Source organism: Paenibacillus sp. JJ1722 (assembly GCF_048282685.1).
Classification (GTDB): Bacteria; Bacillota; Bacilli; order Paenibacillales; family Paenibacillaceae; genus Paenibacillus; species Paenibacillus polymyxa_B.
Genome location: NZ_CP182500.1, coordinates 1185203 through 1208031, shown reverse-complemented (window position 1 = coordinate 1208031; position 22829 = coordinate 1185203). Strand labels below are relative to the sequence as shown.

16 protein-coding genes are annotated in these 22829 nt (G+C 50.4%); 1 reads left to right on the top strand and 15 read right to left on the bottom strand.

What is annotated here, in order from left to right:
* Positions 1–162 precede the first annotated feature (162 nt).
* The 11 genes from ACM1ND_RS05490 to ACM1ND_RS05440 form a co-directional block, all read right to left on the bottom strand.
* On the bottom strand, positions 163–1299 hold the full coding sequence (locus tag ACM1ND_RS05490; RefSeq protein ID WP_076264452.1) for a homocysteine methyltransferase: 1137 nt from the start codon (positions 1297–1299) through the stop codon (positions 163–165).
* The gene (locus tag ACM1ND_RS05485) at positions 1277–2041 is read right to left on the bottom strand and encodes a HesA/MoeB/ThiF family protein (RefSeq protein ID WP_023987276.1); all 765 of its coding nucleotides are present in this window, start codon (positions 2039–2041) and stop codon (positions 1277–1279) included. The genes ACM1ND_RS05490 and ACM1ND_RS05485 overlap by 23 nt, the downstream gene beginning before the upstream one ends.
* A gap of 92 nt (positions 2042–2133) precedes the next feature.
* Positions 2134–2523 (bottom strand): NifB/NifX family molybdenum-iron cluster-binding protein, encoded by a 390-nt coding sequence (locus ACM1ND_RS05480; RefSeq protein ID WP_028543220.1) that lies wholly within the window; start codon positions 2521–2523, stop codon positions 2134–2136.
* On the bottom strand, positions 2520–3827 hold the full coding sequence (gene nifN / locus ACM1ND_RS05475; protein WP_053324762.1) for a nitrogenase iron-molybdenum cofactor biosynthesis protein NifN: 1308 nt from the start codon (positions 3825–3827) through the stop codon (positions 2520–2522). The genes ACM1ND_RS05480 and nifN overlap by 4 nt, the downstream gene beginning before the upstream one ends.
* A complete protein-coding gene (gene nifE / locus ACM1ND_RS05470; RefSeq protein ID WP_028543222.1) occupies positions 3817–5178 on the bottom strand; it encodes a nitrogenase iron-molybdenum cofactor biosynthesis protein NifE in 1362 nt (453 codons plus the stop codon). Before nifE ends, nifN begins: the two co-directional genes overlap by 11 nt.
* 71 nt (positions 5179–5249) lie before the next feature.
* A complete protein-coding gene (gene nifK / locus ACM1ND_RS05465; RefSeq protein ID WP_028543223.1) occupies positions 5250–6779 on the bottom strand; it encodes a nitrogenase molybdenum-iron protein subunit beta in 1530 nt (509 codons plus the stop codon).
* Positions 6776–8224, bottom strand: coding sequence for a nitrogenase molybdenum-iron protein alpha chain (gene nifD / locus ACM1ND_RS05460; RefSeq protein WP_025720286.1), 1449 nt, complete (start codon positions 8222–8224; stop codon positions 6776–6778). The genes nifK and nifD overlap by 4 nt, the downstream gene beginning before the upstream one ends.
* 88 nt (positions 8225–8312) lie before the next feature.
* Complete coding sequence (gene nifH, locus ACM1ND_RS05455) at positions 8313–9179, bottom strand: nitrogenase iron protein (RefSeq protein ID WP_053324760.1); 867 nt, start codon at positions 9177–9179, stop codon at positions 8313–8315.
* A 6-nt stretch (positions 9180–9185) separates the two neighbouring features.
* Positions 9186–10685, bottom strand: coding sequence for a nitrogenase cofactor biosynthesis protein NifB (gene nifB / locus ACM1ND_RS05450; RefSeq protein ID WP_418027204.1), 1500 nt, complete (start codon positions 10683–10685; stop codon positions 9186–9188).
* 271 nt (positions 10686–10956) lie between these two features.
* Positions 10957–14214 carry a GH32 C-terminal domain-containing protein gene (locus ACM1ND_RS05445; protein WP_418027202.1) on the bottom strand — a complete coding sequence of 1086 codons (3258 nt, stop codon included), beginning with the start codon at positions 14212–14214 and terminating at the stop codon, positions 10957–10959.
* Positions 14215–14301: 87 nt separating this feature from the next.
* Positions 14302–14553, bottom strand: coding sequence for a GH32 C-terminal domain-containing protein (locus ACM1ND_RS05440; RefSeq protein ID WP_028543225.1), 252 nt, complete (start codon positions 14551–14553; stop codon positions 14302–14304).
* Positions 14554–15001: 448 nt separating this feature from the next.
* Between ACM1ND_RS05440 and ACM1ND_RS05435 the strand changes: the two genes are divergently transcribed.
* On the top strand, positions 15002–16042 hold the full coding sequence (locus ACM1ND_RS05435; protein ID WP_418027200.1) for a substrate-binding domain-containing protein: 1041 nt from the start codon (positions 15002–15004) through the stop codon (positions 16040–16042).
* A 347-nt stretch (positions 16043–16389) separates the two neighbouring features.
* On the opposite strand, the gene ACM1ND_RS05430 is transcribed toward ACM1ND_RS05435, so the two are convergent.
* The 4 genes from ACM1ND_RS05430 to ACM1ND_RS05415 form a co-directional block, all read right to left on the bottom strand.
* Positions 16390–18873, bottom strand: coding sequence for a rhamnogalacturonan lyase (locus ACM1ND_RS05430; RefSeq protein ID WP_418027198.1), 2484 nt, complete (start codon positions 18871–18873; stop codon positions 16390–16392).
* Between the two features lie 236 nt (positions 18874–19109).
* Complete coding sequence (locus tag ACM1ND_RS05425) at positions 19110–20528, bottom strand: YfcC family protein (protein WP_023987264.1); 1419 nt, start codon at positions 20526–20528, stop codon at positions 19110–19112.
* Positions 20525–21745, bottom strand: coding sequence for a M20 family metallopeptidase (locus ACM1ND_RS05420; protein WP_418027196.1), 1221 nt, complete (start codon positions 21743–21745; stop codon positions 20525–20527). The genes ACM1ND_RS05425 and ACM1ND_RS05420 overlap by 4 nt, the downstream gene beginning before the upstream one ends.
* A gap of 195 nt (positions 21746–21940) precedes the next feature.
* On the bottom strand, positions 21941–22828 hold the full coding sequence (locus tag ACM1ND_RS05415; RefSeq protein ID WP_418027194.1) for a LysR family transcriptional regulator: 888 nt from the start codon (positions 22826–22828) through the stop codon (positions 21941–21943).
* Position 22829: the final 1 nt, after the last annotated feature.

Here is a 22829-nt window from a genome sequence, read left to right as displayed (position 1 = left end):
TAAAACCATATATACGCACTTTATACAGCACTATATTTTATTATACCCTTCTGAACGGCTTCGTTTAACCAGCAAATTGGAGACTCCGGTTGTGAAATTAAAAGATATGCAAGAAAGCGTTCCAGTCACGGTCACACTTACCGGACGGGAACGCTTTTTCGATTATTTCGGCAGCTCTGCCGGATAATACTGCAGCCAGCGCCTTAAATCCGCGCTATGAATGACACGCTTGGGATCTTCACCGACTAGGCGAAGTCGCTCCAGCAGGAACTTGATTTCACCGGAGCCCGCCTCGATTCCTTCCTGCTCCAGCATATATTGAACTGCACTTCTGCCCGAATGCTTGCCGAGTACAAACGAATGGTCAGCACCCAGCTCAGTCGGATCAAGGGCCTGATAGGCGGCGCGCTCCTTTAGCAGACCGTTGATATGTATGCCGGATTCATGGGCGAATACCATGTCTCCCACAATTGGCTTACCTTCGGGAATGATTCGGTTGGAGGCTTTGGAGACCAGTGCAGCCAGCGGGTTCAGCAGTTCGGGGCGGACACTGCAGGTTCCTTGATATAGATCCCTCCACGACATCACCACTTCCTCCAACGCCGTATTACCTGCCCTTTCCCCAAGGCCCGACACTGTGGTACTGGCCCAGACAGCTCCCGCCTGCAAAGCTGCCAAAGTATTGGCAAGCGCTAGGCCATAATCATTATGACAGTGAATCTCAAGCTCCACATCCTGCGGCACGCGCGATACAAATCTGTCTATACGGGCAGCTATGGCAGCGGGATGGTGAACGGACAGCGTGTCGGCATATCTGAAGCGCCGGATACCATCCCTATAGAGCTGATTCGCCAACTGCTCAAGGAACAGGTCATCTGCCCTTGAAGCATCCTCAAAGCCTACGGAAACAGTCAATCCTTTACACAGACCGTAATCGACTGACTTGCGGATCAGCTCCGTCACCTGCTCAGGATTCATACCCAGCTTGGCCTTCATCTGCACCGTCGACACGGGAACCGAAATATGGGCCCAGCCGACACCTGTCGATTCAGCTGCATCAATATCCGTGAACACCGCGCGATTCCAGGTCATTAGCTTCATCTGAAGTCCGAGAGCAGCAATCCTGGCAATAGACCTGCACTCCGCCTCTCCCATTGCCGGAATTCCGATCTCAGCCTGCTCCACCCCCGCCGAGTCCAGCATGATGGCAATTTCAGTTTTCTCCTCGGCCGAAAAGGCAACGCCCGGAGCCTGTTCTCCGTCACGAAGTGTCGTATCACAAATATGCAATCGACTCATCTGTATTCCCTCCCGTTCCGCAGCACGGACAACGCGGATTGCGTTTGACCGCTATGGTGCAGCTGCTCATATCCAGCACATTCATACGGTACATGCGGTCAGTGAACAGATTGCCCGCATCTGTAATCCATTTGACCGCTTCCAGTGCAGCCATACAGCCAATCAAGCCAGAGGTGGCTCCCAGGACCGGGAATCCCAGAGGCTCCCAAGGCTGTCCGCCTTCTGGGTAGAGACATTCCAGGCACGCCGTCCTACCGGGATCAATGGTCATCAATGATACTTCATAGGCGTACATGGCCGCCTCTATCATCGGTCTGCCATGTCGAACACATAGTCTGTTCAGCGCATATCTTTCCGGAAAGTCATATCGTGCATCAATCACGATATCTGCCGCTTCTACCCATGGTCGAGAGGATTCTTCCGTGATTCTGTCGGCGTGGCCCTCAAGCTGGGTCTCCGGATTGATACGGTGCAAATGCTGCAATGCCGTTTCCATCCGTTCCTCCCCGATTCGTCCGCTGTCCATCAGCACCTGCCGGTTCATATCGGGCAGATGGATTACACCCTCATGGGCCAATATCAGCTTTCCCACTCCAGCAGCGGCCAGGTACATGGCCGCTGTCCCTCCCAATCCTCCGATGCCTGCAACCATAACAGTAGCCTGCTTTAGCCTGTTCTGACCTTCCACTCCCAGCAGCTTCAACTGGCGTCCGTATCTACTGTCTTCCAGCAGCTGTACCATTCGTCCACCCCTCCATGTGCGGCTCCCGCCTTTAAGATATTCGGTCCGCAGGATCTTGACATCATATACGGTTGCTCTTCCTTACAGAAGGCTCATGATTCGGCTTTGCCGCTGCCCTCCTCAGCGTGCAGGATTTTGGCAAGCCACATGGGCGGATTACGAGCCAGCATATTCTGGAGACGCTGGACCTGCTCCTCAATGGTGCTACCGAAGGCCACCTTCACAGGCATAATGGTCCGTTTGGTAACCTGTGCGGCGGCCGAAGCGCCAATCTGTACCAGGAAGATCAAGGCACAATCCTCGATCAGGCCAATGCGGCTGGCGATCTTGCCCGCCTCGTTCTCATCGCTCCCCAGGGCTATCCGCCGATGCTCCAGGAACTGGACGCCTGAGTGCCGGATTTCGAATACAGTGAACATGGGACTCTGCCCAAAATGAGCATTCACATGCACACCGTCTTCCGTCGCAAATGCAACCTTCATCCTCCCCTCCCCCTCTCGGTAAGCAATACATTACCCACCTTGTTCACCCACTCCATGGTTCCACGGTATCCGACGCTTACCGATGTGTGGGCGCCCAGCTCGTCATACACCGGCAAGCCTGCCGGTACGAATGAGGCCCCGGCCCGTGCCGCTCCCTTTCTTCCATGTGAATTGCTGATCCACAAATCAACGCCCTGCGCGCTCTCCTCTGCATCATCCAGATCACCGATCCAGACTTCCCGTTCTGTCTTTTGCAGTGCGGGCGTGCTGCAGGGTGTAATTAGCCGTTTCAGTTCCACTCCCATCTCCTCCAGCCAGGCTGCGGTCGACAGCATATGATCCGGTTCTAGCGCCACTACAGCGGAAGCGCCGGAATAATAGAAATGGGCATCCAGCATGCTGTCCAACAGATTTTCACGCTGCCAGCGGAAGCGAACAGGGGCTGGCTCGCGGCTGATTTTCTGCAGAAAATGTATGAACGCATCGCTCGCGGCCAAGCCAGACAGACCCGTGAACAAGTGGTAGGGAATGCCTGCGGCATGAGTCAGCCTGCGCGCCGGACGCTCCATGCTCGCGCCAATGGCAATGGTGCAGGAAGACTCCAGCATCTGGCAGGCTGAATCCAGCGGAGTCCCCCCTCTCGTCAAAGGGGAAAAACCTGTCAGCAGGTGACCGGACAAGGAAGTGGAGATATCGGGAAGTGTGATAACCTCCAGGCCGAAGGAAGCGATAATATCCTTGATTTCCATGACATCTCCGGCAGTCAGATAAGAAGCCGGCAGCAGATTGACCTGCGTCCGGCGCTGTTTTTTGGGGGACTTGCCTCCGGCTAACCCGAGTACGGCATCCATTAGCGACTCTACTGTACTGCTGTAGCCCGTCTCCAGAGAGCCGTGAAAATCAGGCAGCGATACAGAAAACAGCAGACTTTCCTTCAAGGCCCGTTCTCGCTTGAACGCTTTTACCCTGGACTGAAAATCAACACCTGCCACCTCAGTGAGGGCCGTGCTGATAACGCCGATGACATCTGGATGATGCTTAGACCAGATATGATCCAGCGCCTCCTCCAGATTCCGGTCTGCATCAAATATAACGTCCATCTCTTGCAGCGCAGAGGTCTGAACGGCAATCGGCTCTCGAAAATGGCGAGTCAGCAGCGCCTTGGAGAAGGCCGAGCAGCCCTGAGCGCCGTGCAGCAAAGGCATTGAGCGATACATCCCTTGCAGAGCCAACACGCCGCCCAGAGGCTGTCCTACCTTGAGCGGGTTGACACTGACAGGCTTCGTGGCGGATTTAATCGGCAAATTCCGTCTCCTCCTCCCATGGAGCCAATTTGGCGGTCAGCTCCCATACCGGATGCTGCAGCGTATGCACAAGCTGTTTCGCTAGAGACAACAGCCCGTCATAGCCCGCATAGGCTTTGTGCCGTTCTTGATTGATGTCCACAAAAGGAATCTGTTCCTTAAGCGCCATATACATGTTCCGGCCCCCGGCAATGACCATGTCTGCCTTGCGGCTCCGTACGGTCTTGAGAATCTGCCGGGCGCCGCCTTCCGGGATGTATTCCGCATCATCTCCGATACGGTCAGCAATCCGGGATACATCCTCGGCAGTACTCTTGTTCGTGCCTACACCAACTACCTTAATGCCCAGCTCTTGCAAAGCCGTAATGACAGACCAGCTCTTTACCCCTCCGGTATAGAGCACTGCCCGCTTTCCTTTCAGTTGCTTGCGGTAGGGTTCCAGCTCCAGCGATAGCCTCATTTCCTCCCGTGCGGCCAGCTTATCCACCCGTCGCTCTACATCACGATCTCCAGTCAGGTAAGCCATCTGCCGCAAGGAATAACTCGTCTCCTTTGCTCCATAAAATGAACCTTCAAAATAAGGAATGCCGTATTTACGCTCCATTTGGACTGCCAGGCCCAGCAAAGCCCGGCTGCATACGACCATATTGGCCTTGGCACGATGCGCCCATCCCACCTCACGGAACCGACCGTCCCCGGTAATTCGGGACAGGATACTCATTCCCGCCTGCTGCATCAGCCGCTCGATATGCCACATCTCGCCCGCAATATTGTATTCCCCAATGAGATTGATATCATGGGAGGTTGTCTGTTCCGGCTCGGTGCTGCCGATAATATGCTGGAACAGCACGTCTCCGGCCAGCCGGGTCCCGAGATTCTTGCTGCCCACAAATCCCGGACTGTTCACCGGAATGATCGGCGTCCCCATCCGCTCCGATTCAGCCTTGCAGACCCCCTCGATATCTTCACCGGTGAGGGCTGTGACACATGTTGTATAGACAAACACAGCGGGAGGAGCAAAGCGGCTGACAATGTAGCGAATCGATTCATGCAGCTTCTGTTCACTACCAAAAATGATGTCCTGTTCTCCAAGATCAGTAGTGAAGCCATACGCCGACAGCTCTGGGCCGCTGGACAGGCTGCCTCTGCTCTCCCAGCTATTGCCGAGACAGGCAATCGGCCCGTGCACCAGATGAGCCGCATCTGCAATGGGGATCAGTGTAATCTGGGCCCCGTCAAAGGAGCAGCCACCCGAAGCCTCCCCCGGCACAGGCCGGGGACAGGGCGTGCTTTTGGGAATTTTGTTGCCGCAGGATACCTCCAGCCTTCCGTTAGACACAGCCGGCTCCATCCGCACACCCCCCTTATTTCAGATAGAATCCATTGAAATAGCTGCCAACTTCCATCTACGCGGTACAGCAATTAGCGCACCAGATCAAAGCTATGATCCGGAGCCTGCTCTTCCATGACATCCAGTACGGTATTCACGAATTGGGTAAGCAGATTCAGCGCACCCTGGTAGCCGATAATCGGATAACGATGCAGATGATGCCTGTCGAAGATCGGAAAGCCCACACGGAGCAAAGGAATTTTCGCCTCTTTGGCCGCGAACTTCAGGTGGGAGCTGCCAATAGCCAGGTCCACCGGGTCCTGGAACAGCAGCGAACGCATATGCCACAAATCCTGACCGGAATGAACTGTGGCTTCTGCACCGTAAGGGCTGGACTTCAGCAGAAGCTCTGCTTCCTTCTCAAATTTCCGGTCCCCATTGGAGCAAACAATATGCACCGGCTCCATGCCCAACTCCAGACAAAAGCCAATCAGGCCGATGAGCATATCCGGGTCTCCCGCCATAGCCACTCGTTTGCCGTGCAGATAAGCATGCGAATCCATCATGGCATCCACAATTCGGGCGCGCTCCTGCTTCAATGCCTCGGGAATTTCCTTTCCGGACAGACGGCTGATCTCTTCAAGCAAGCAATCAGTAGCGCGGATGCCCAGCGGCGTGGAGATGGAAGACACCTGCTGCCCCCAGGTTCGCTTCATATAGCCTAATGTTTTACGAAGAGAGTACTGCTGGATCGCCAACGTGCCGGCAGCATCTGCGGCCTCGGGCACATCCTTAAGCGGCGTTCCCCCGTAATAGTAGCTGTACTCTCCAGTGGCCCCTGAATCAAAATTACTGCTGTGGTCACCCAGAATGGTATACGTAGCGCCGAACATCCCCAGTATGCGCCGCATTTCCGCAAAATTGCCCGTATACCCGTCAAACCCGAGCAGTACATTCAGCTTCAATTCATGACCAGGCTGCGGCGTCCGGCCTGACTTGTTATACAGCGTCTCCAGTACAGAGCGCAGCATGGCGTCATAGCCTGTAATATGTGAACCGGAGAAGCTGGGGGTATTGGCAAAAGGAACCGGCATATCCTCGGGAAGGGCTCCCTCCTGACGGGCATTAGCCAAGAAGGCAGACAGATCATCTCCGATCACCTCTGCCATACAGGTCGTGCATACCGCAATCATCTCCGGCTGATACAAGGCAATACAGTTCTCTATACCGTCAATGAGGTTGCGCATGCCGCCGAATACGGCGGCATCCTCGGTCATCGAGGTGGAGACGGCAGGAACAGGCTCTTTGAAGTGGCGGGCAAGATGGCTACGGAAATAAGCCGTACAGCCCTGTGAGCCATGAATGAACGGGAGCGTTTTTTCAAAGCCCAGCGCAGCCATAACTGCTCCCAGCGGCTGACAAGCCTTGGCCGGGTTCACGACTACAGCTGTACGAGCGAAATTCTTATCCTTGTATTCCTTGGTCTTGGTGTACTCTAGGGTGGCGGTAACCTCCTCTGGCGAGCAAGGGGCCTCGAAGGCCCGTTTCTCCTCACGCTGGCGCACATATTTATCCTGCCGAAACAGCTGATTGTGATCGACAATGTTCAGACGCTCGTTCATACCGGCACCTCCGCAGTCTGCCGGGACGGCAGCAGGCTCCATACTGGACTGTTTATGGTCATATCCATATCACGTGCAAAAATCTTGAAGCCGTCAAAACCATGATAAGGCCCGCTGTAATCCCAGGAGTGCATTTGACGGAAGGGAATGCCCATTTTGTGATACACATATTTCTCCTTGACTCCGGCACCCATTAAGTCAATATTCAGCCGCTGGGCCAATTCCTCCAGCTCATAGGCAGTTGGATCATCGTACAGAATGGTGCCTTCCTTTACATCGGGAAATGTCTTTTCGTAATCATCCTTGTGGGCAAATTCATAGCCTGTAGCCACAATTTCCATCCCCAGGTCCTCATAGGCACCGATGGTATGCCTTGCCCGCAGTCCGCCAATCAGAAGCATCACCTTTTTGCCTTCCAGACGTGGGCGGTATTTACGGATGACCGCCTCCATCTGCGGCATATATTGGGCAATGACCTGCTCACATTTTTCCTGAATCGTCTCGTCAAAGCGGGCAGCAATCGCTCTTAGGCTCTCCATCGTCTTGGTCGGGCCGAAGAAGTTATATTCCATCCAGGGAATTCCGTATTCCTGCTCCATCGTTGTGCACATATAATTCATGGAACGATGACAATGGATTAGATTGAGCTTGGATTTATGCGCAATCCCCAGCTCATTGATCGTACCGTCACCCGACCACTGCGCTATAACCCGCAGTCCCATTTCCTCCAGCAAAATGCGCGAAGCCCAGGCATCACCGCCGATATTGTAGTCCCCGATAATGGAGACATCATAAGGCCCGGACTCCTTTAGCTCGCGGCGCCCCATCAGAAAATCGCGGATAGCATCATTGGCAATGTGATGGCCCAGAGACTGACTCACCCCGCGAAAGCCCTCACAGCGTACAGGAATGACCGGAATGCCCAGCTCCTCTGTCATCTTCTTAGCCACGGCCCCGATATCATCACCAATCAGTCCGACCGGACATTCAGATTGCACGGAGATGCCCTTAGCCAGCGGGAACATCTCCTTAATTTCCCTGCAGATCACCTCCAGCTTCTTATCTCCGCCGAACACGATATCCTTTTCCTGAAAATTGCTTGTAATCTGCATGGCGGTAAAATTATCGATTCCCAATACCCCATTCGCATAATTGCGTCGGGTACCCCAACTGTATTGCCCGCAGCCGATGGGACCATGGCTAATGTGCACCATGTCTTTAATCGGGCCCCATACCACACCCTTGGAGCCTGCATAAGCACAGCCCCTTGCTGTCATGACGCCGGGCCGTGATTTCATGTTGGACTTAATGGAACAGGTTCCGCAGTTCACAAGCTCCTCATCCGCGATCTCAAAATGCTTGGTCCGGTCCTTCTTGGCCTTCTTGGGATATACCTCCAGTATCTCCTCTACGATCTGCTTTCCCTTATCCACAATACTGCTCATTTGGCCTATTCCTCCCTCCTGCGAGCTACGCGTTCAGCTCCCTCCATCATCACACGTTGGTTCCGTCATTAAGCCTTCTAGCTGGAGCCTACTGCCCGGACGCCTCAGCTTTGTTAATTGCGGTTTCTTCATCCTCAATAATGCCGAATTCCATCAACAGATCCTCCAGATCTTCCATGGAAATGGGAGTGGGAACCGTTAGCATATCGTTATTCAAAATCTTACCTGCCAGCTCTTCATACTCCGCAGCCTGCTTATGTTCCGGGTTATATTGGGTAACGGTCATACGGCGCAGCTCAGCGTGCTGTACAACATTGTCACGCGGCAAAAAGTGGATCATCTGCGTGTTCAGTCTTCTCGCAAGCTCTGTAATCAATTCCGCTTCCAGGTCCGTATTCCGGCTGTTGCAGATTAAGCCGCCCAAACGTACCCCGCCGCTGTTGGCATACTTCAATATCCCGCGCGCAATATTGTTGGCAGCGTACATAGCCATCATCTCGCCTGAGCATACGATGTAGATTTCCTGCGCCTTCTTCTCCCGGATCGGCATGGCGAAGCCCCCGCACACAACGTCCCCAAGTACATCGTAGGATACGAAATCCAGCCCTTCGTAGGCGCCCTCTTCCTCCAGAAAATTAATGGCTGTGATGATGCCGCGTCCTGCACAGCCGACACCGGGCTCTGGCCCGCCGCATTCCACGTTCAGAATGTCACCGAAGCCCCTCTGGACAACATCCTCCAGCTCCAAATCCTCTACCGTGCCCCTTTCAGCAGCCAGATGTAGCACTGTCTGTTGGGCCTTCGTATTCAGAATAAGACGGGTGGAGTCTGCCTTGGGATCACAGCCTACGATCATAATTTTTTGTTTGAATTTGGTCGCGAGCTGAGCCAGTGTATTCTGCGAGGTTGTCGATTTGCCGATACCGCCCTTACCGTAAAACGCAATTTGTCTCATATTTTCTCAGCCTCCAAAATGTTTAATGGGTAAATCCGAACGATTGCCCTTAACTCCCTTATTGCGCTTACTTCCTTTATTGCTCTGCACAGGATACATATAACGCAGAAATTTCACATATTCCAGAACCGATTCCTCAATATCCTCGCCGCATACAATAGGCAGCACGCCAGCTTCCTGCAATGCTTCTTTGGGGGCTTCGCCTATGCCGGACGACAGCAGCAATGCACAGTCATGCACCATGGAAAGGATCTCCTTCATCGTCTCGACCTTGTCCCCATTGCAATCGGCTTTCCCGTGGCAGTAGGATTGCACCTTACGAATGCCTATGAAATTTACGATGGTCCCGTCGCTTTCATAGATCATAAATTCCTTGGCACGGCCGAAATGCTGATTCACCTTCCCTCCGCCACGACTGGCCACTGCGATTAGGACTGGCTTTGAGGTGAAGCTCGCTTCAGGCTTATCTCCCGATAACGGGCAGCTACAGCCAGCCCCGGTTGACGGTTGTTTGTGGTGTGATTGTCCCTCCTTGCGTTCCATTCTCACTCTCACCTTCTCATCCAGTTCTTTCTGAAATTGTGCCCTTGCCCCTTCATCCATGGGAGGAGCAGCCGCTATGTTCTCCCATGTAAAATCCTGATTGCGATCCTCGCCCAGCAGTCCAATCGCATCCGCCCTGCATTGACGGCAATGGCGCATAATGACAGCCCCCGCTTCAGCACATTGCTCCTGCAGCTGCCGGACCAGACGGGGACGGGGAGCCCGCATCCCTTCCTGCTCATACCGGCTACCAGGTGCGATGATGAGCGGCATAATGTTGTGCAGCACTGCGCCGTGCTCCTTGACTACCCTGGCTACCTCCGGCAGATGGGCATCATTGACTTCGGGAATCAGCACCGAGTTCACCTTGCACAATACGCCTCTCGAAGCCAGCATCTTCAAGCCTGCCAGCTGGCGGTCAATCAACAGCCGCGCGGCCTCCTCTCCTGCATAGCGTTTTCCTTCATCGTAGACCCATCCATAAATGCGGCTCCCCACCACTGGATCTACAGCATTGATCGTGATCGTGACATGCGAAATACCCAGCTCTACAATCCTGTCAATATGCCTGATCAAGGTAAGGCCATTTGTGCTGAGACAGAATATGACATCCTTAACTGTCTTACGGACCCGGCGGAAGGTATCGAAGGTTGCCTCCGCATTGGCCAGCGGATCTCCAGGTCCCGCAATGCCGACAACGGACAGCTGCATCAGCTGTGCCGCTACGCCATAGGTCTTGCTCGCCGCCTGCTCCGGCGTGAGCAGTTCACTAACAACGCCGGGACGGCTTTCATTGACGCAATCGAATTTGCGGTTGCAATAATGGCATTGAATATTGCATGCCGGGGCTACTGGAAGATGAATGCGCGCAAAATAGCGATGTGCCTCTTCGTTATAACAGGGATGTCGTCTGAGGGTTTCCAATGCTAAGGGGGTTTCCGAGAGATCAGCTAAAGAGTCCATTCATTCCCTCCTCTCCACGTTATATTCCCTTACACAAATCTCTGTTATTGTCTGGAATATAATTACATCTTAGAGACAGGGACAAATCCAGTCAATTCGCTTCTCCATGAAATCTCTGACATTTATCCTCATTTCACATATGTGTCAAATTTTACGTTAGGTAATATGTCATACCATTTACATGTGTGCGGTTACATTATATATTCTCAATAACATCAAGACGTAAAAAAAGAGAGTCCGTTAAGACGGCTCTCCTTTTGAAATAAGAAATTCAAATTGGCTCGATCCTTACATGTTGGTAAAACGCCTGCCCTCCAAATACATTCACACCCACATGCCCCTCGGCGAACGTACTATCTTCCAGGTCGATGACCTGCTCACCGTCTACGTCAATGCGAATGCGCAGGCCCTCTGCCACGATTTTAATATGATGAAACATTTCCGGCAGAACGAATCTTGGAACCTTGGCAAGCACCTGCTGCTCCTCAAATTGACCCTCTTTTTTAAAAAATAGGCGAATCGATTTCAGATTGGGGTCCAAATTCAGATAATAGCCACTCGATCCGTCAGCATTGGCGCGGAAAATCATGGATCCAGCACTTCCATTTCCATGCAGCTTCATATCAGCCTCATACGTAAAATCTTCCGCCTGCTCAGCAGCCATATAATTCGCATCGCTGATATAGCTTCCTCGTATCCCATCCGTTGTCACGATCCACCGCGATGCGGAAACATCCGGCTTCCAACCTGTAAGGTTGGTATGAAACACCCCACCGTGCACCTTAACCAAGGTACTACCGCGGACCTTATCCTCCGAATCGGAAGCCGTAACAACAGCTTCTCCCGGGGCAACTGCCTCCATTAACGCACTCCCGTCCTCGGACGCATTGATCTTTACAATCTCAGGATTGCTAGAAACCCAAATCAGCGAGATTTCTTTTTCTCCAGACTCATCCTCCACACTCGCGTACAGACGCTTCGTCTGCTCCCTCGCAAGCTCCACATAAGTGTGATCCATGATCACACTGGCAGACGAAGCATCTGGTAGCCTCCAGCTGTTCCGCAAGGCATAAACATGGAGGGAAACAACCTTCACCTCACCACCCTGGGTGTAAAAGCCCATCCCTCTTCGCGCCGAATCGGGCAAAATAATCTCCGAAAATACGACCTCTCCATCATTCCCAAACACCTCAACCGAGGATTCGTCCACAAATATACGCATTTGGATTCGATTTCCGATAGGTGCAAGTGATGCTTTATGAAGCGTTGAAAATAGAGTAGAGAAATCTGTAAGCCCTGAATCAGCACGGTTTACAAACATTTGTTGTATGTCTGTTGTATAGCCGACCGCCGTTCTTTGCTCACCGCCATCCCGCACGTAAAACCCGAATGCTGAAGCAGCCCCAACAGAAGGCAGTTCGAACACCGCTTCAATCTCATAGGCACCTGCATCCAAACCTTCCAGTATATTCGGATAAGATTCCGTGACACTTTGATTTTCTATCGCAAATAAACGGGAACGCAGCGAAGTCAGCTCGGATATCGGATGCTGTATCAAACGGATGCCTTCACGAGTTGTTTTTAGCGATAACTCTCTCGGGATGCTAAACTGTCCCTTCCAGGGAGAAGTCGGAAAGCTGAACGGATAGTCCCAATTCGTCATCCATGCCAGCATGATACGCCGCCCGTCGGGTACATCGGAGAAGGACATTGAGGCGTAGAATTCCTTGCCCCAATCGGTTTTCAACACCTTCCCCGGTGAATGATCGTTTTGAAATTTGCCATCAGACGTCAGTTCACCGATAAAATATTCCGTATCCGAGCCTTGAGTGTTTGTGCTGGCTCCAGTGCTAACCATCAGCACCCATTTAGAAGTATTACCATCGTCTACCGGAAGCTGAAATAGATCCGGGCATTCCCATACTCCACCACGTATATAATCACCATAACCAAAGTTATCCGTCCAGTGCCAATCTATTAGGTTGGTGGAGGTAAAAAAACGAATATGATCGCCTCCCGACACTACCATAATCCAGCGCTGATAGGCTTCATCCCACACTACTTTAGGATCACGGAAATCCCAATTGCCAGGATCGTTTTCACTTTGACCCGGGTTCTCTATTACAATTGGACGGTCTTTCGGGTATTGCCATGTACGTCCCCGGTCCGTGCTGTAAGCAAGGCCGATTCTCTGGTTTCCCTTGGGCTGATCGGGATTGAAGGAAGTGTAATAGGCAATCAGCCCTGCTCCTCCGTAGTCACCGAACAAGCTGGAAGTATTGGTTAGATCGGCTACAGCCGAGCCTGACCAGATATGACCAAGATCATTCCACTTCAATGCAAACGGAAGCCTTTTCCAATCCAGCAAATTCTGGCTGACCGCATGCGCCCATTGTCCACCATCCTGATGGAACAGGTGATACTCCCCCTCGAAATAAACCAATCCGTTCGGATCGCTCGCCGAGCCTCTGGCAGGAGAATAATGATACTGCGGGCGATATTTTTCTGTATAGTAATTCGAGACAGAGGTAAGGTAGATATCCTGAAAATAAGCAGTTCCCCCGGTCACTTTCAAGCCTGTAAAGACGTTGGTATTGCTGCTATCCATGATATCAATTGCCGCAGGAGTATATCCATCTATAAATATCTGAATCCGCTCTCCATGAGCGATGATTTCCAAGTGGTGTTTGCTGCTGAACCCACCCTGATATGTCTGCGCCGACTTTGTAATCAACGTTCCGTCCGCCTTCTTCAGTTGTACGCGAACCTGATTGCCTTCGCCTTGCACAGAAGCAACATATCCATTTTCCCCATCCTGACTCCCTCTGAAAAATAGTCCTGCTTCCATTCCCGGTTCAGAAGGATTCAGCGTCACACCGCCTTCCAGCACCAGGTCTGTAGCTGCGGAGCCATATATTTTCAACGCATCTACTGCACTTGTTCCCTCAGCCCTTTGCCCCTTCAGGTCAGGTTGCCATTTTCCACAGATCAGGAGCGGTCCGCTTAGATTCGTATCCATATCACTGACTTGAATGTTCTGAAATAACGCTGATCCATTCCAGACATTCAGCCCCAAATATCCTGATGTATAAGTCGTATCGACCACATCTATAATCGGCTTATATCCCTCATCCCAGAACACTTTAAGATGGGAGCCCTCTACGCTCACCTTAAGATGATAAATAGCTCCTTTTTTTAAATTGACCTGACGTTCCTCTTTCAGTCTTCCAATATCCCCGGCAGCATCCCGCAACCGCAACAATCCGGCAGCCGGCACGATTTGGAGCATATAGGAAGACCACCCGTCCTCACTGGAACGGAATACTAGCGTAGCATCCGCCTGTGTGTCTGTGACCATCACATCCGCCTCAAAAGTAAAATCCTGAGACGTTGTTCCGGACATAGCCATCACATTTTCCTGCGGCTCCGACCTCAGCAAAAGTCCCTGGATGTTATCTTCTTTGTGCCCCTGTCCCTTAATCTGCCAATTGGTCAGGTTCGTTCGCGTGTTAGTAAACTCCACCTTCATCCCCCTACCTTCTAGTACGGATCAACACCGCGCATCCACTACAAAATAATTGGAAAATCCGCTGTTTAGATCTTCATGGAGAACGTCTCATTTCAACGGCGAACGATCCACATAGATATGAATGTCCAATCGGTTTTCTACTGTTTCCAGTGAGGCTGCGTGTCTTCCCGCAAAGTCTTCATGGAAATCCGAACAGCCTGACCGTGTCCGGTCTACATATACTTCCTGCGTATCAGAAGCATAACCGACGAGCATCTCCTGTTTTTCTGATACTCGCAATTCCCCCAATCTGTAATAAATCGCCTGTACAACAAATTTGAAAAGGCTTACATTTTTCATCTTCAATTTACCAAATCGAAATGTCATTCGTCAATGTTTTTTGTAAAAAAATAATTGACATTTGACTAAATATAGCATTAATAAATTATGCTTCTGTAAGAAGAAATGATAACAGTCATAGTATATAATCCAACTTTAAAAGTTAACCATAAACAATGACCGCTTTACTTATACAGCATGGATCTGTCCTCTCTGTTTCCCATGCGCACTTTTTTGTCCAGCTTATATAAGATTGGATTTAAATTTATTTGTCGATCCGATGGAGATAAATATAAGTTATCAAATAAACTTTCCAAATGTAAATATTATTTGTTCATTTGTAACGCAAACATTGCTATTTTATGCGAACTATTATACATTTAAGATACATTTAAGGTCTAAACGGAGAGCTGTAAGAGGCAACTGTACCTCTCAGGCAATCCATTATTAGTGAAGGTGGAACCTGTCTATGAAGAAAGAAAAAGTCACCATTCAAGATATTGCTGACGCTTTGGGAATCTCTCGAAATACCGCGTCCAAAGCGATTAACGGTAATGATAGCATCCCGGTTGATACTCGGAACAAGGTCATTAAAAAAGCGATAGAACTTAAATATAAGCAATTTGCCTATGTGGAAACGGAGAGCATCATCCCGAAAAATCAAGGTAACATTGCCCTGGTCACATGCAATCTGCCGAACAGCTCACATTTTGGCTCCTTACTCATCAGTGGTTTGGAGAAAAGAATAAGCGCAGAAGGGTATAATCTGTCGATTCATATTGTGCGGGAAAATGAAATCCATGCAGGAACGCTTCCTAATAATTTTGAAGCCTCCAAGGTGGATGGAATTATTTGTATTGAAATGTTTGATCCACAATATAGTGAGCTTATTACGGATTTGGGACTGCCCACGATCTTTATTGATTGTTCTGTGGACATTTCTTATCCTGATTTGAAAGCGGATTTATTGCTGATGGAAAATGAACATAGCGTTTATTCTGTCACCAAAAGCCTGATTCATCGTGGATTTACGCGGATCGGGTTTGCTGGGGATTATAAGCATTGCAAAAGCTTCAACGAGCGGTGGTTTGGATATAACAGAGCTTTAATCGAAGCAGGTCTAAATGTGGATTTATCTTGCTGTATTGTCGATCAGGACCGGAATTTTTTCTCCGAGTCGGATTGGATGGATAAACAATTGGAAGGTATGAACGTGCTACCGTCTGCGTTCGTGTGCGCCAATGATTTTATTGCCGTCAGTGTCATGAAAGCGCTCAAAAATAAAAACTTGAAAATTCCTGACGATATTGCCGTGTTTGGGTTTGATAACGCTCCTGAATCCCGGATTGTGGAACCTCATTTATCCACCGTGCATATCTACAACAACGAAATGGGCATTACGGCGGCTGAGATGCTATTGGCGCGGGTCAAAAATCCTTCTAGACCTTATCAGATCACGCATATCAGAACAGAGCCGATATTTAGAGAATCCACTCCGACATTGCAATAGATGGTGAGAGTAAAAGAGATGTTCTGAAGACGCTCCGCGAACGGAACGTTGCTCCAATCGCTGTTGTATCCGGATTTTATTTAATGGCTTAGTGGTAAAAATCCGGATACAAAGGCGACCGCTGACGCTTTTTCTCAATCGTTCCGTCCTCTCCGCTGCTTTCAGCGTTTCCCTCACTATTAAGGCTTTTCTAACCATCAATACAGACCCTGAATAGAGCTACCTCTACTGTGAAAGCTCTAAGAAAGCAAAGAGGCAAACCCCTAAATCATCCAGAGGCTTGCCTTTTTCTAAATCCATTAACTAATTTATACGCCGAAATAGAATCTTAGTCTTCAACTATTGGTTTATAAATCCTTTGCTGGAACTACTGGCTCTCCCTCTATTTCCTTCGCATCTATTTCCGCCCCATCGATTTTCGTTTCATCGACTTCTTTTTCATCTACCTCCGCTGTCTTTGCCTCATCCACCTCATCACTGCTCTCTTCCTCCATCAAGGCTTTTGGCGTGTAGAGCTTGGGAATCGGTACATTCGCCCAATCCATATCGGACGCAAAGTAAAAGCTCGTATAGGAAGGTTGGTTATACCCGGTATTTTGACGCGCCACATCCGTGCGATATTGCGGATCATGCATCAACGTGTACAATTTATGCGTCGTAGGCTCTGTGCTCAGATAGATACGGATTGCTGAACTATCCGCTGTGCGGACCAGCATTTCCTCCCGCCAGTCTCCGAAAATGTCGGCTACCAGCGATGGAGTTCCTTTCGTATAGTTGTTCGTTTTGGTTCCAGTGGCGGTCAACAATGTACCTCGTTTCCAATCCTCAATGGTTGGGATTACATCAATTGCACCGTTTACGATTTGTGTGGTCATATCAGCTGCCCATTTGATACTCATATTGGTACCTGGCATCTTCGTATCCAGCTGTTTACCCGCTGCGGTCCACAGGCCTATGGCCCACGTCTCCAGACCTCGCTGATCCGGATCTATGTCACCGACCATTCCCCGACCTGTATCCTTGCCGGAATATGCGCCGTAAATGATTTCACCCGTTTTGGCATCCCGCAAAGAATAGCCATATGGAGCGTAGGTGCCACCTTCATGTACCATAAAGATTTCTTTGCCGGGGCGATCCGGGTCAATATCGGTCACATGCAGCGCATCGCCATGTCCCAATCTGGCGGTTTGACCTGGAGTTGCGCTTTCAGGAGGCATGACATCAAATGAGCTGTACAACAGGCTGCCATCATGGTCAATCGTGGCGGAACCGTATACGATTTCGTCCTTGCCGTCACCGTCCACATCCACCACGCTCAAAGAATGCGCTCCCTGTGTGGTCAAGGTGCCAAATTTCGGGTCCGTTCCATCACGCCCGTGCGGACTATCGTTAAATGGATTGGTCATCGGTGTCCAGCCACTGTCCACCATCCAATGTTTTTGGAGATGGCGACCATCCCATGTGTAGGTGGCCAAAGTGGAACGCGTATAATAGCCGCGTGCGAATACGGCGTACGGCTTGCGTCCGTCCAAGTAAGCCACACCTGCCAGGAAGCGGTCTACACGATTGGCGGGTTCAATTCGGGCCATGGCGTAGTCTCCCCACATGAGGCCATCGTCATGACGCTCCGGCTCATAGCGGATGGTATCCAGCTCAGCTCCCGTTTTCCCTTTGAAAATCGTCAAATACTCCGGTCCATCGACGATGAAGCCCTCGAACTCTCTAAGCTTGTTTTTGTCGCTCCGTGAAGGTGCGTATACGTCCATAAAGTAGTCTGTCAGGCTTTCCGCATCCTTTCGGGATAACGGATAATTGTACTTCGGAGCGATACCAAAGCATTCCTCCAGCGTAGCAGGCCATTGTCCCTTGACCACTTCTTCATGCTTCGTCCAGTTCATAAACATGTTCACCACATGCTCATAATAATCCGAGCGACTCAAACGGTAATCGTCCTCATGTGTAATCCCTGCTTTGCGATCCTCACGTGGCAGAGTAATATATTTTTCTTTTTTCGGCTTGCCCTTCTTATCAAAAGAAATCGTTTTGGTCCCTGGAGCCGTTTTGAACATCAGCTCGGCTTTACCATCGCCGTCAAAATCGTACACCATCATCTGTGTATAATGCGCACCTGATCGAATATTCACGCCCAGGTCAATCCGATACAACAGCTTGCCTTCGGCCGTATACGCATCGACATACGTATTTCCGGTATACCCCTTCTGAGATACATCTTTGGAGTTCGACGGGTCCCATTTTACAAAAAATTCATATTGCCCATCTCCATCCACATCTCCCACACTCATATCATTGGCCGAATAAGTATAGGATTCACCTGCTGGTGTTACGCCATCGGCAGGCTTTTGGAGAGGAAGTTCATAGTAACCCTGCTGCCATGGCTTCACTTTGGCGCTACGATCCTTTTCCCGCCCATTAACGACTGAAGCTACTCTGTATACCGATTTCCCATTCCCTTCCTTATCCACATAGTTGGTACTGTCGGTCACTGTCGCGATCTTCTTACCGTCACGATATACGTTAAAGTCCGCTCCTGTCAGCCCCGTTGAACCGTAACCGTTCACTTCTTGAGCCAATAACCGCCAGCTTAAAAATACCCCCTCCTGCGTTACCGCAGCTACCAGTCCGCGATCCAGCTTTTCCAGCTGAATGCTGCCGCTACGGTTCTGTACAACTGCGATTGCTGATTCCGCCTGCAGCGTCGGTTCGGACAAGTCTTCCGCAGCCACTCCTCCAGTCGTCCCCGTCATCGCCAGCATCGCTGCCAACGCGGCGGTCAAGCTTCCCTTTCGCCATGCGCCTTTCCCTTGAGCCATCCAGGTCGTCCTCCTCGAATGTATTGTGATGACAAGCAAATACCTGAAATGATTGCGCTTACATAAATTAAATTCCCTATTATTATAGTTTTGCCGTTCCCCCAAACGCGTTTAAATATCCGAGGATTTCTCTACACAAAACCGTGTTGTTTACTCATTCCAAATAAAACAGCCCTCACCAAGCCTGTTAACGGCATACTGAGGACTCAATATATATCTAATTTTCCTTTTATATTTTAGTGATACCCAATAATTTGAGCTACAACCACGAATACTGCACCCAGTACGAACCAGGCGGCCAGTAACGGCCAAAAGAAGCGAACCCATTTCTGATATGGAATACCCGACACCGCCAAACTCCCCATTAAGGCAGAGGAAGTAGGCAAAATCATATTCGAAAATCCATCTCCCAACTGGAATGCAAGGACTGTGGTCTGCCGTGTAATACCCAACAGATCGGACAGCGGCACCATAATGGGCATCGTCGTCGCTGCCATCCCCGAACCGGAGGTAATAAATACATTCATGACATTTTGGAACACATACATACCCAGCACTTGCACGGATTCCGGCAGATGTCCCACCATGATCGCAAGGCTGTTAACGATTGAATCAATCACATTGCCGTGATCCAGCACGACGACGATGGAACGTGCAAAACCAATGATCAGGGCACCATAGGTGATATCTTTGGCCCCTTTGGCAAACTCTGTCGCAATGCGACTTGGCCCGTAGCCTGCACAAAAGCCGGAAATGACTCCCATCGAAAGAAACAGGGCAGCCAGTTCCTCCATCCACCAATCTTTTTTGGACACTCCCCAGATTAACATCGCGAAGCTTACTATAACGGTCAAAATGATCAGGATATGCTTAAGCTGTATGGAAGGCAGATTGGATAGATCCACCGGCTTGTCTTCAGCGCTCTTTTCCAATTCGTAAACGAGGCTGCTTTCCGGGCTTTTCTTCACTTTACTGGCATAACGCATAATATATAAGCTCGTAATAACGATCAGGATGACCAACAGGATGGCACGAAGCCACAGCCCTGAAAAAATAGGAATTTGCGCAATCGCCTGTGCCAATCCGACATTAAACGGGTTCAGCAGCCCGGCGGTAAACCCGCAGGAGGCTCCCAGCGAAATCATGGCTGTACCCGTCAACGCATCAAATTTCAACGCCCGGGCGATGGCAATACCAATCGGCACGAATACCATCACCTCAGTGGACATTCCCATGGTAAAACCACCTACGGAAAACAAGGTGATAAACACGGGAATGACCCATAACCCCTTGTTGGAAAAAGACCTCGCAACTCTTCCGGTCACCGCCTCAATTGTGCCCGAGGAAGTAATAATCTGAAAGACACCGCCAATGATTAGAATGAAAAAGACAACATCAGCCGAATCGACTAGACCGGATACGATGGATTTTGGGATGTCCCACAGCGTAACCGGATTCGGATCGACATGAGCGTACGAACCGGGAACGAGCAGCGTTTTGCCGGTCGTTTCATTTTTAACCCGTTCAAACTCTCCAGCGGGAACGACATAAGTCAATATTCCAGCCACTAAGGTCAGAAAAATAAGAATGACAAAGGTGTGCGGCATTTTCAGCCATTTCTTCGGACCGCTCGGTACGGTCGTGTTGCTGCTCATTCGGATGCTCCCCCGTTTCTCAACGCTTGCCATTGTTCAAATTCAGTCCGTACCTCTCTCAGAGCCACCGGATCGGTTACCAGATCATAAGCGGTCAGCGCCAGCGCTTTGGCGGCATAATTCATTTCAATCATGCCTTCCTCTGCTCCTGCAAGCCGGGCAAATTCCGGCGTGTGCGTGGACGCGTCACCCAATCGGATATAAGGATGAATCGCTGCAGTAATCTGGCTGACATTGCCGATATCCGACGAGCCGATCCCTCCCTGCGCAGGCGGCTCGTGAACCTCCAAACCCAGCTGCTCCAACTTGCTCTGGAACAAAGCCGCCAGCTTCTTGTTGGTATTGCGCTCCGCATAAATAAGCCCCTCGGAAATATCCACCGTCGCACCCATGCCTTCTGCCGCCGCACGAACAGCGCGGTACACCTTGTTCCTCACCTCAGCCAGACCGACGACGGTTTGCGCCCGTAAAATAAACACAGCCTCGCACAGCTCCGGCACGACATTGGGAGCATCCCCGCCTTTGGTAATAATGCCGTGGATACGTACGTCGCTGGTAACGAACTGGCGAACCGAATTAATCGCCACAAAGGCATTGATCATAGCATCCAGCGCGCTAATGCCTTTCTCCGGGGAGGATGCAGCATGAGCCTGCTTGCCATGAAACGTGAAGGTGGCGTCCACGCAGGCCAGTCCCCCGCGTAAAACCATCGTTTTATTCTGTGGATGCACCATCATCACGGCGTCCACGCCGTCGAACACACCATGCTCGCACATCATGATTTTGCCGCCGCCCTCCTCCTCGGCGGGTGTGCCCAATACCACAATACGTCCGGGTAGGTCCGGTATCGCTTCTTTTAGGGCTATGGCTGCTCCGACCGATGCGGTACAGATCAGATTGTGACCGCAGGCATGTCCGATCACCGGAAGTGCGTCATACTCTGCCAGCAAAGCAATTGTCGGTCCGCCGGGCTTCCCTTCCCATTCGGCGCGGAAGGAGGTTTCCAGTCCTGCAATCCCCTTTTCCACAGCAAAACCAGCTTGCTCCAGTGTACTCGTGAGCCATCCCTGAGCCTGATATTCATGAAAGCTCAATTCAGGATGGGTATGTATTGTTCGGGCAAGCCCCCGCAACTCATGATCCTTTGCATCTACAGCCTTCAAAATCTCTTCATGGGATGACGTTCTGCCATTATGTCCGTTCGTTGTTAAATCCATCAATGGAATACCGCCTTTCATTCGCAATAACGAATAATTATACAATCAATATTCAACATTGTATAAGCGAAGACCAGTGAAGTAAATTTAATATTTTTTGGCTTTATCCTTAAAATTATTTTATATATGACATGTTTGTCCTTGATATACGCTATTTTTCACCATTAATTACGTATATTCAATGTATTTACAGCCTCAAGACTGGAGCATCCATTCTACAAATCCTTCCACTGCCATAGGACGGCTGTATTTATTTTTATACAACATCCATGTTCTACGCAGGACAGGATCTCCATTTTTACGAATCAAATTAAATGCATACAGTTCATCCTTGGGAGAGATAAATATTTCGGGTACGATTGAATATCCCAGTCCGTGCCGAACCATTTCCTTGCAGGTTTCGTAGCTATCCACCTCCATAGAAACTCGTGGTGCACGGCCTATTCTCTCACTCCACCATGCCTGTACCGATTCGTTGAACGAGGAATACATATGACCGGAAAGTTGCGGCTTCCCCGGGTCCTTATAACGAATCATTGGAAGCTCCGGCAATTGCTCAAGCTCTACAGCTTCTTTGGAGATCACGCAGATATGCTCCTCATGAAGAAGATGCTTTCCCTCAGACCAAGGGTAATCATTGCGGATAACACCCAGATGAATTTCATCCCCGCGCAGCATCTCATAGATTTCCGCACTGAGTCCGCAGGTGACTGAAAATTGCACGTCAGGATAAATATCTTTAAAGCTTTTAAGAATCGGCGGTAGCCGATAATGTCCGTAATAGCTTGAAATCCCCAAGCGCAGCGTACCTTTTACTTCCCCTCTCAGGTGAATGACAGCTTCTTTTAATTCGGTCAGTTCCCTCAAATTCCGTTTGGCATACTCCACCAGTCGCTCCCCTTCCATGGTCAGCTTCGTTCCTCTGTTCCCGCGTACAATGAGAGGTACAGCGAACTCCTTTTCCAATTGGTTCAGACGGTAGGTCAAGGCAGGCTGTGTAATATATAGACGTTCGGCGGCACGTTTCATGCTCTGTTCTTCTGCAATGTAGCACAACATTAAACAATCCTTTTCATCCACCATG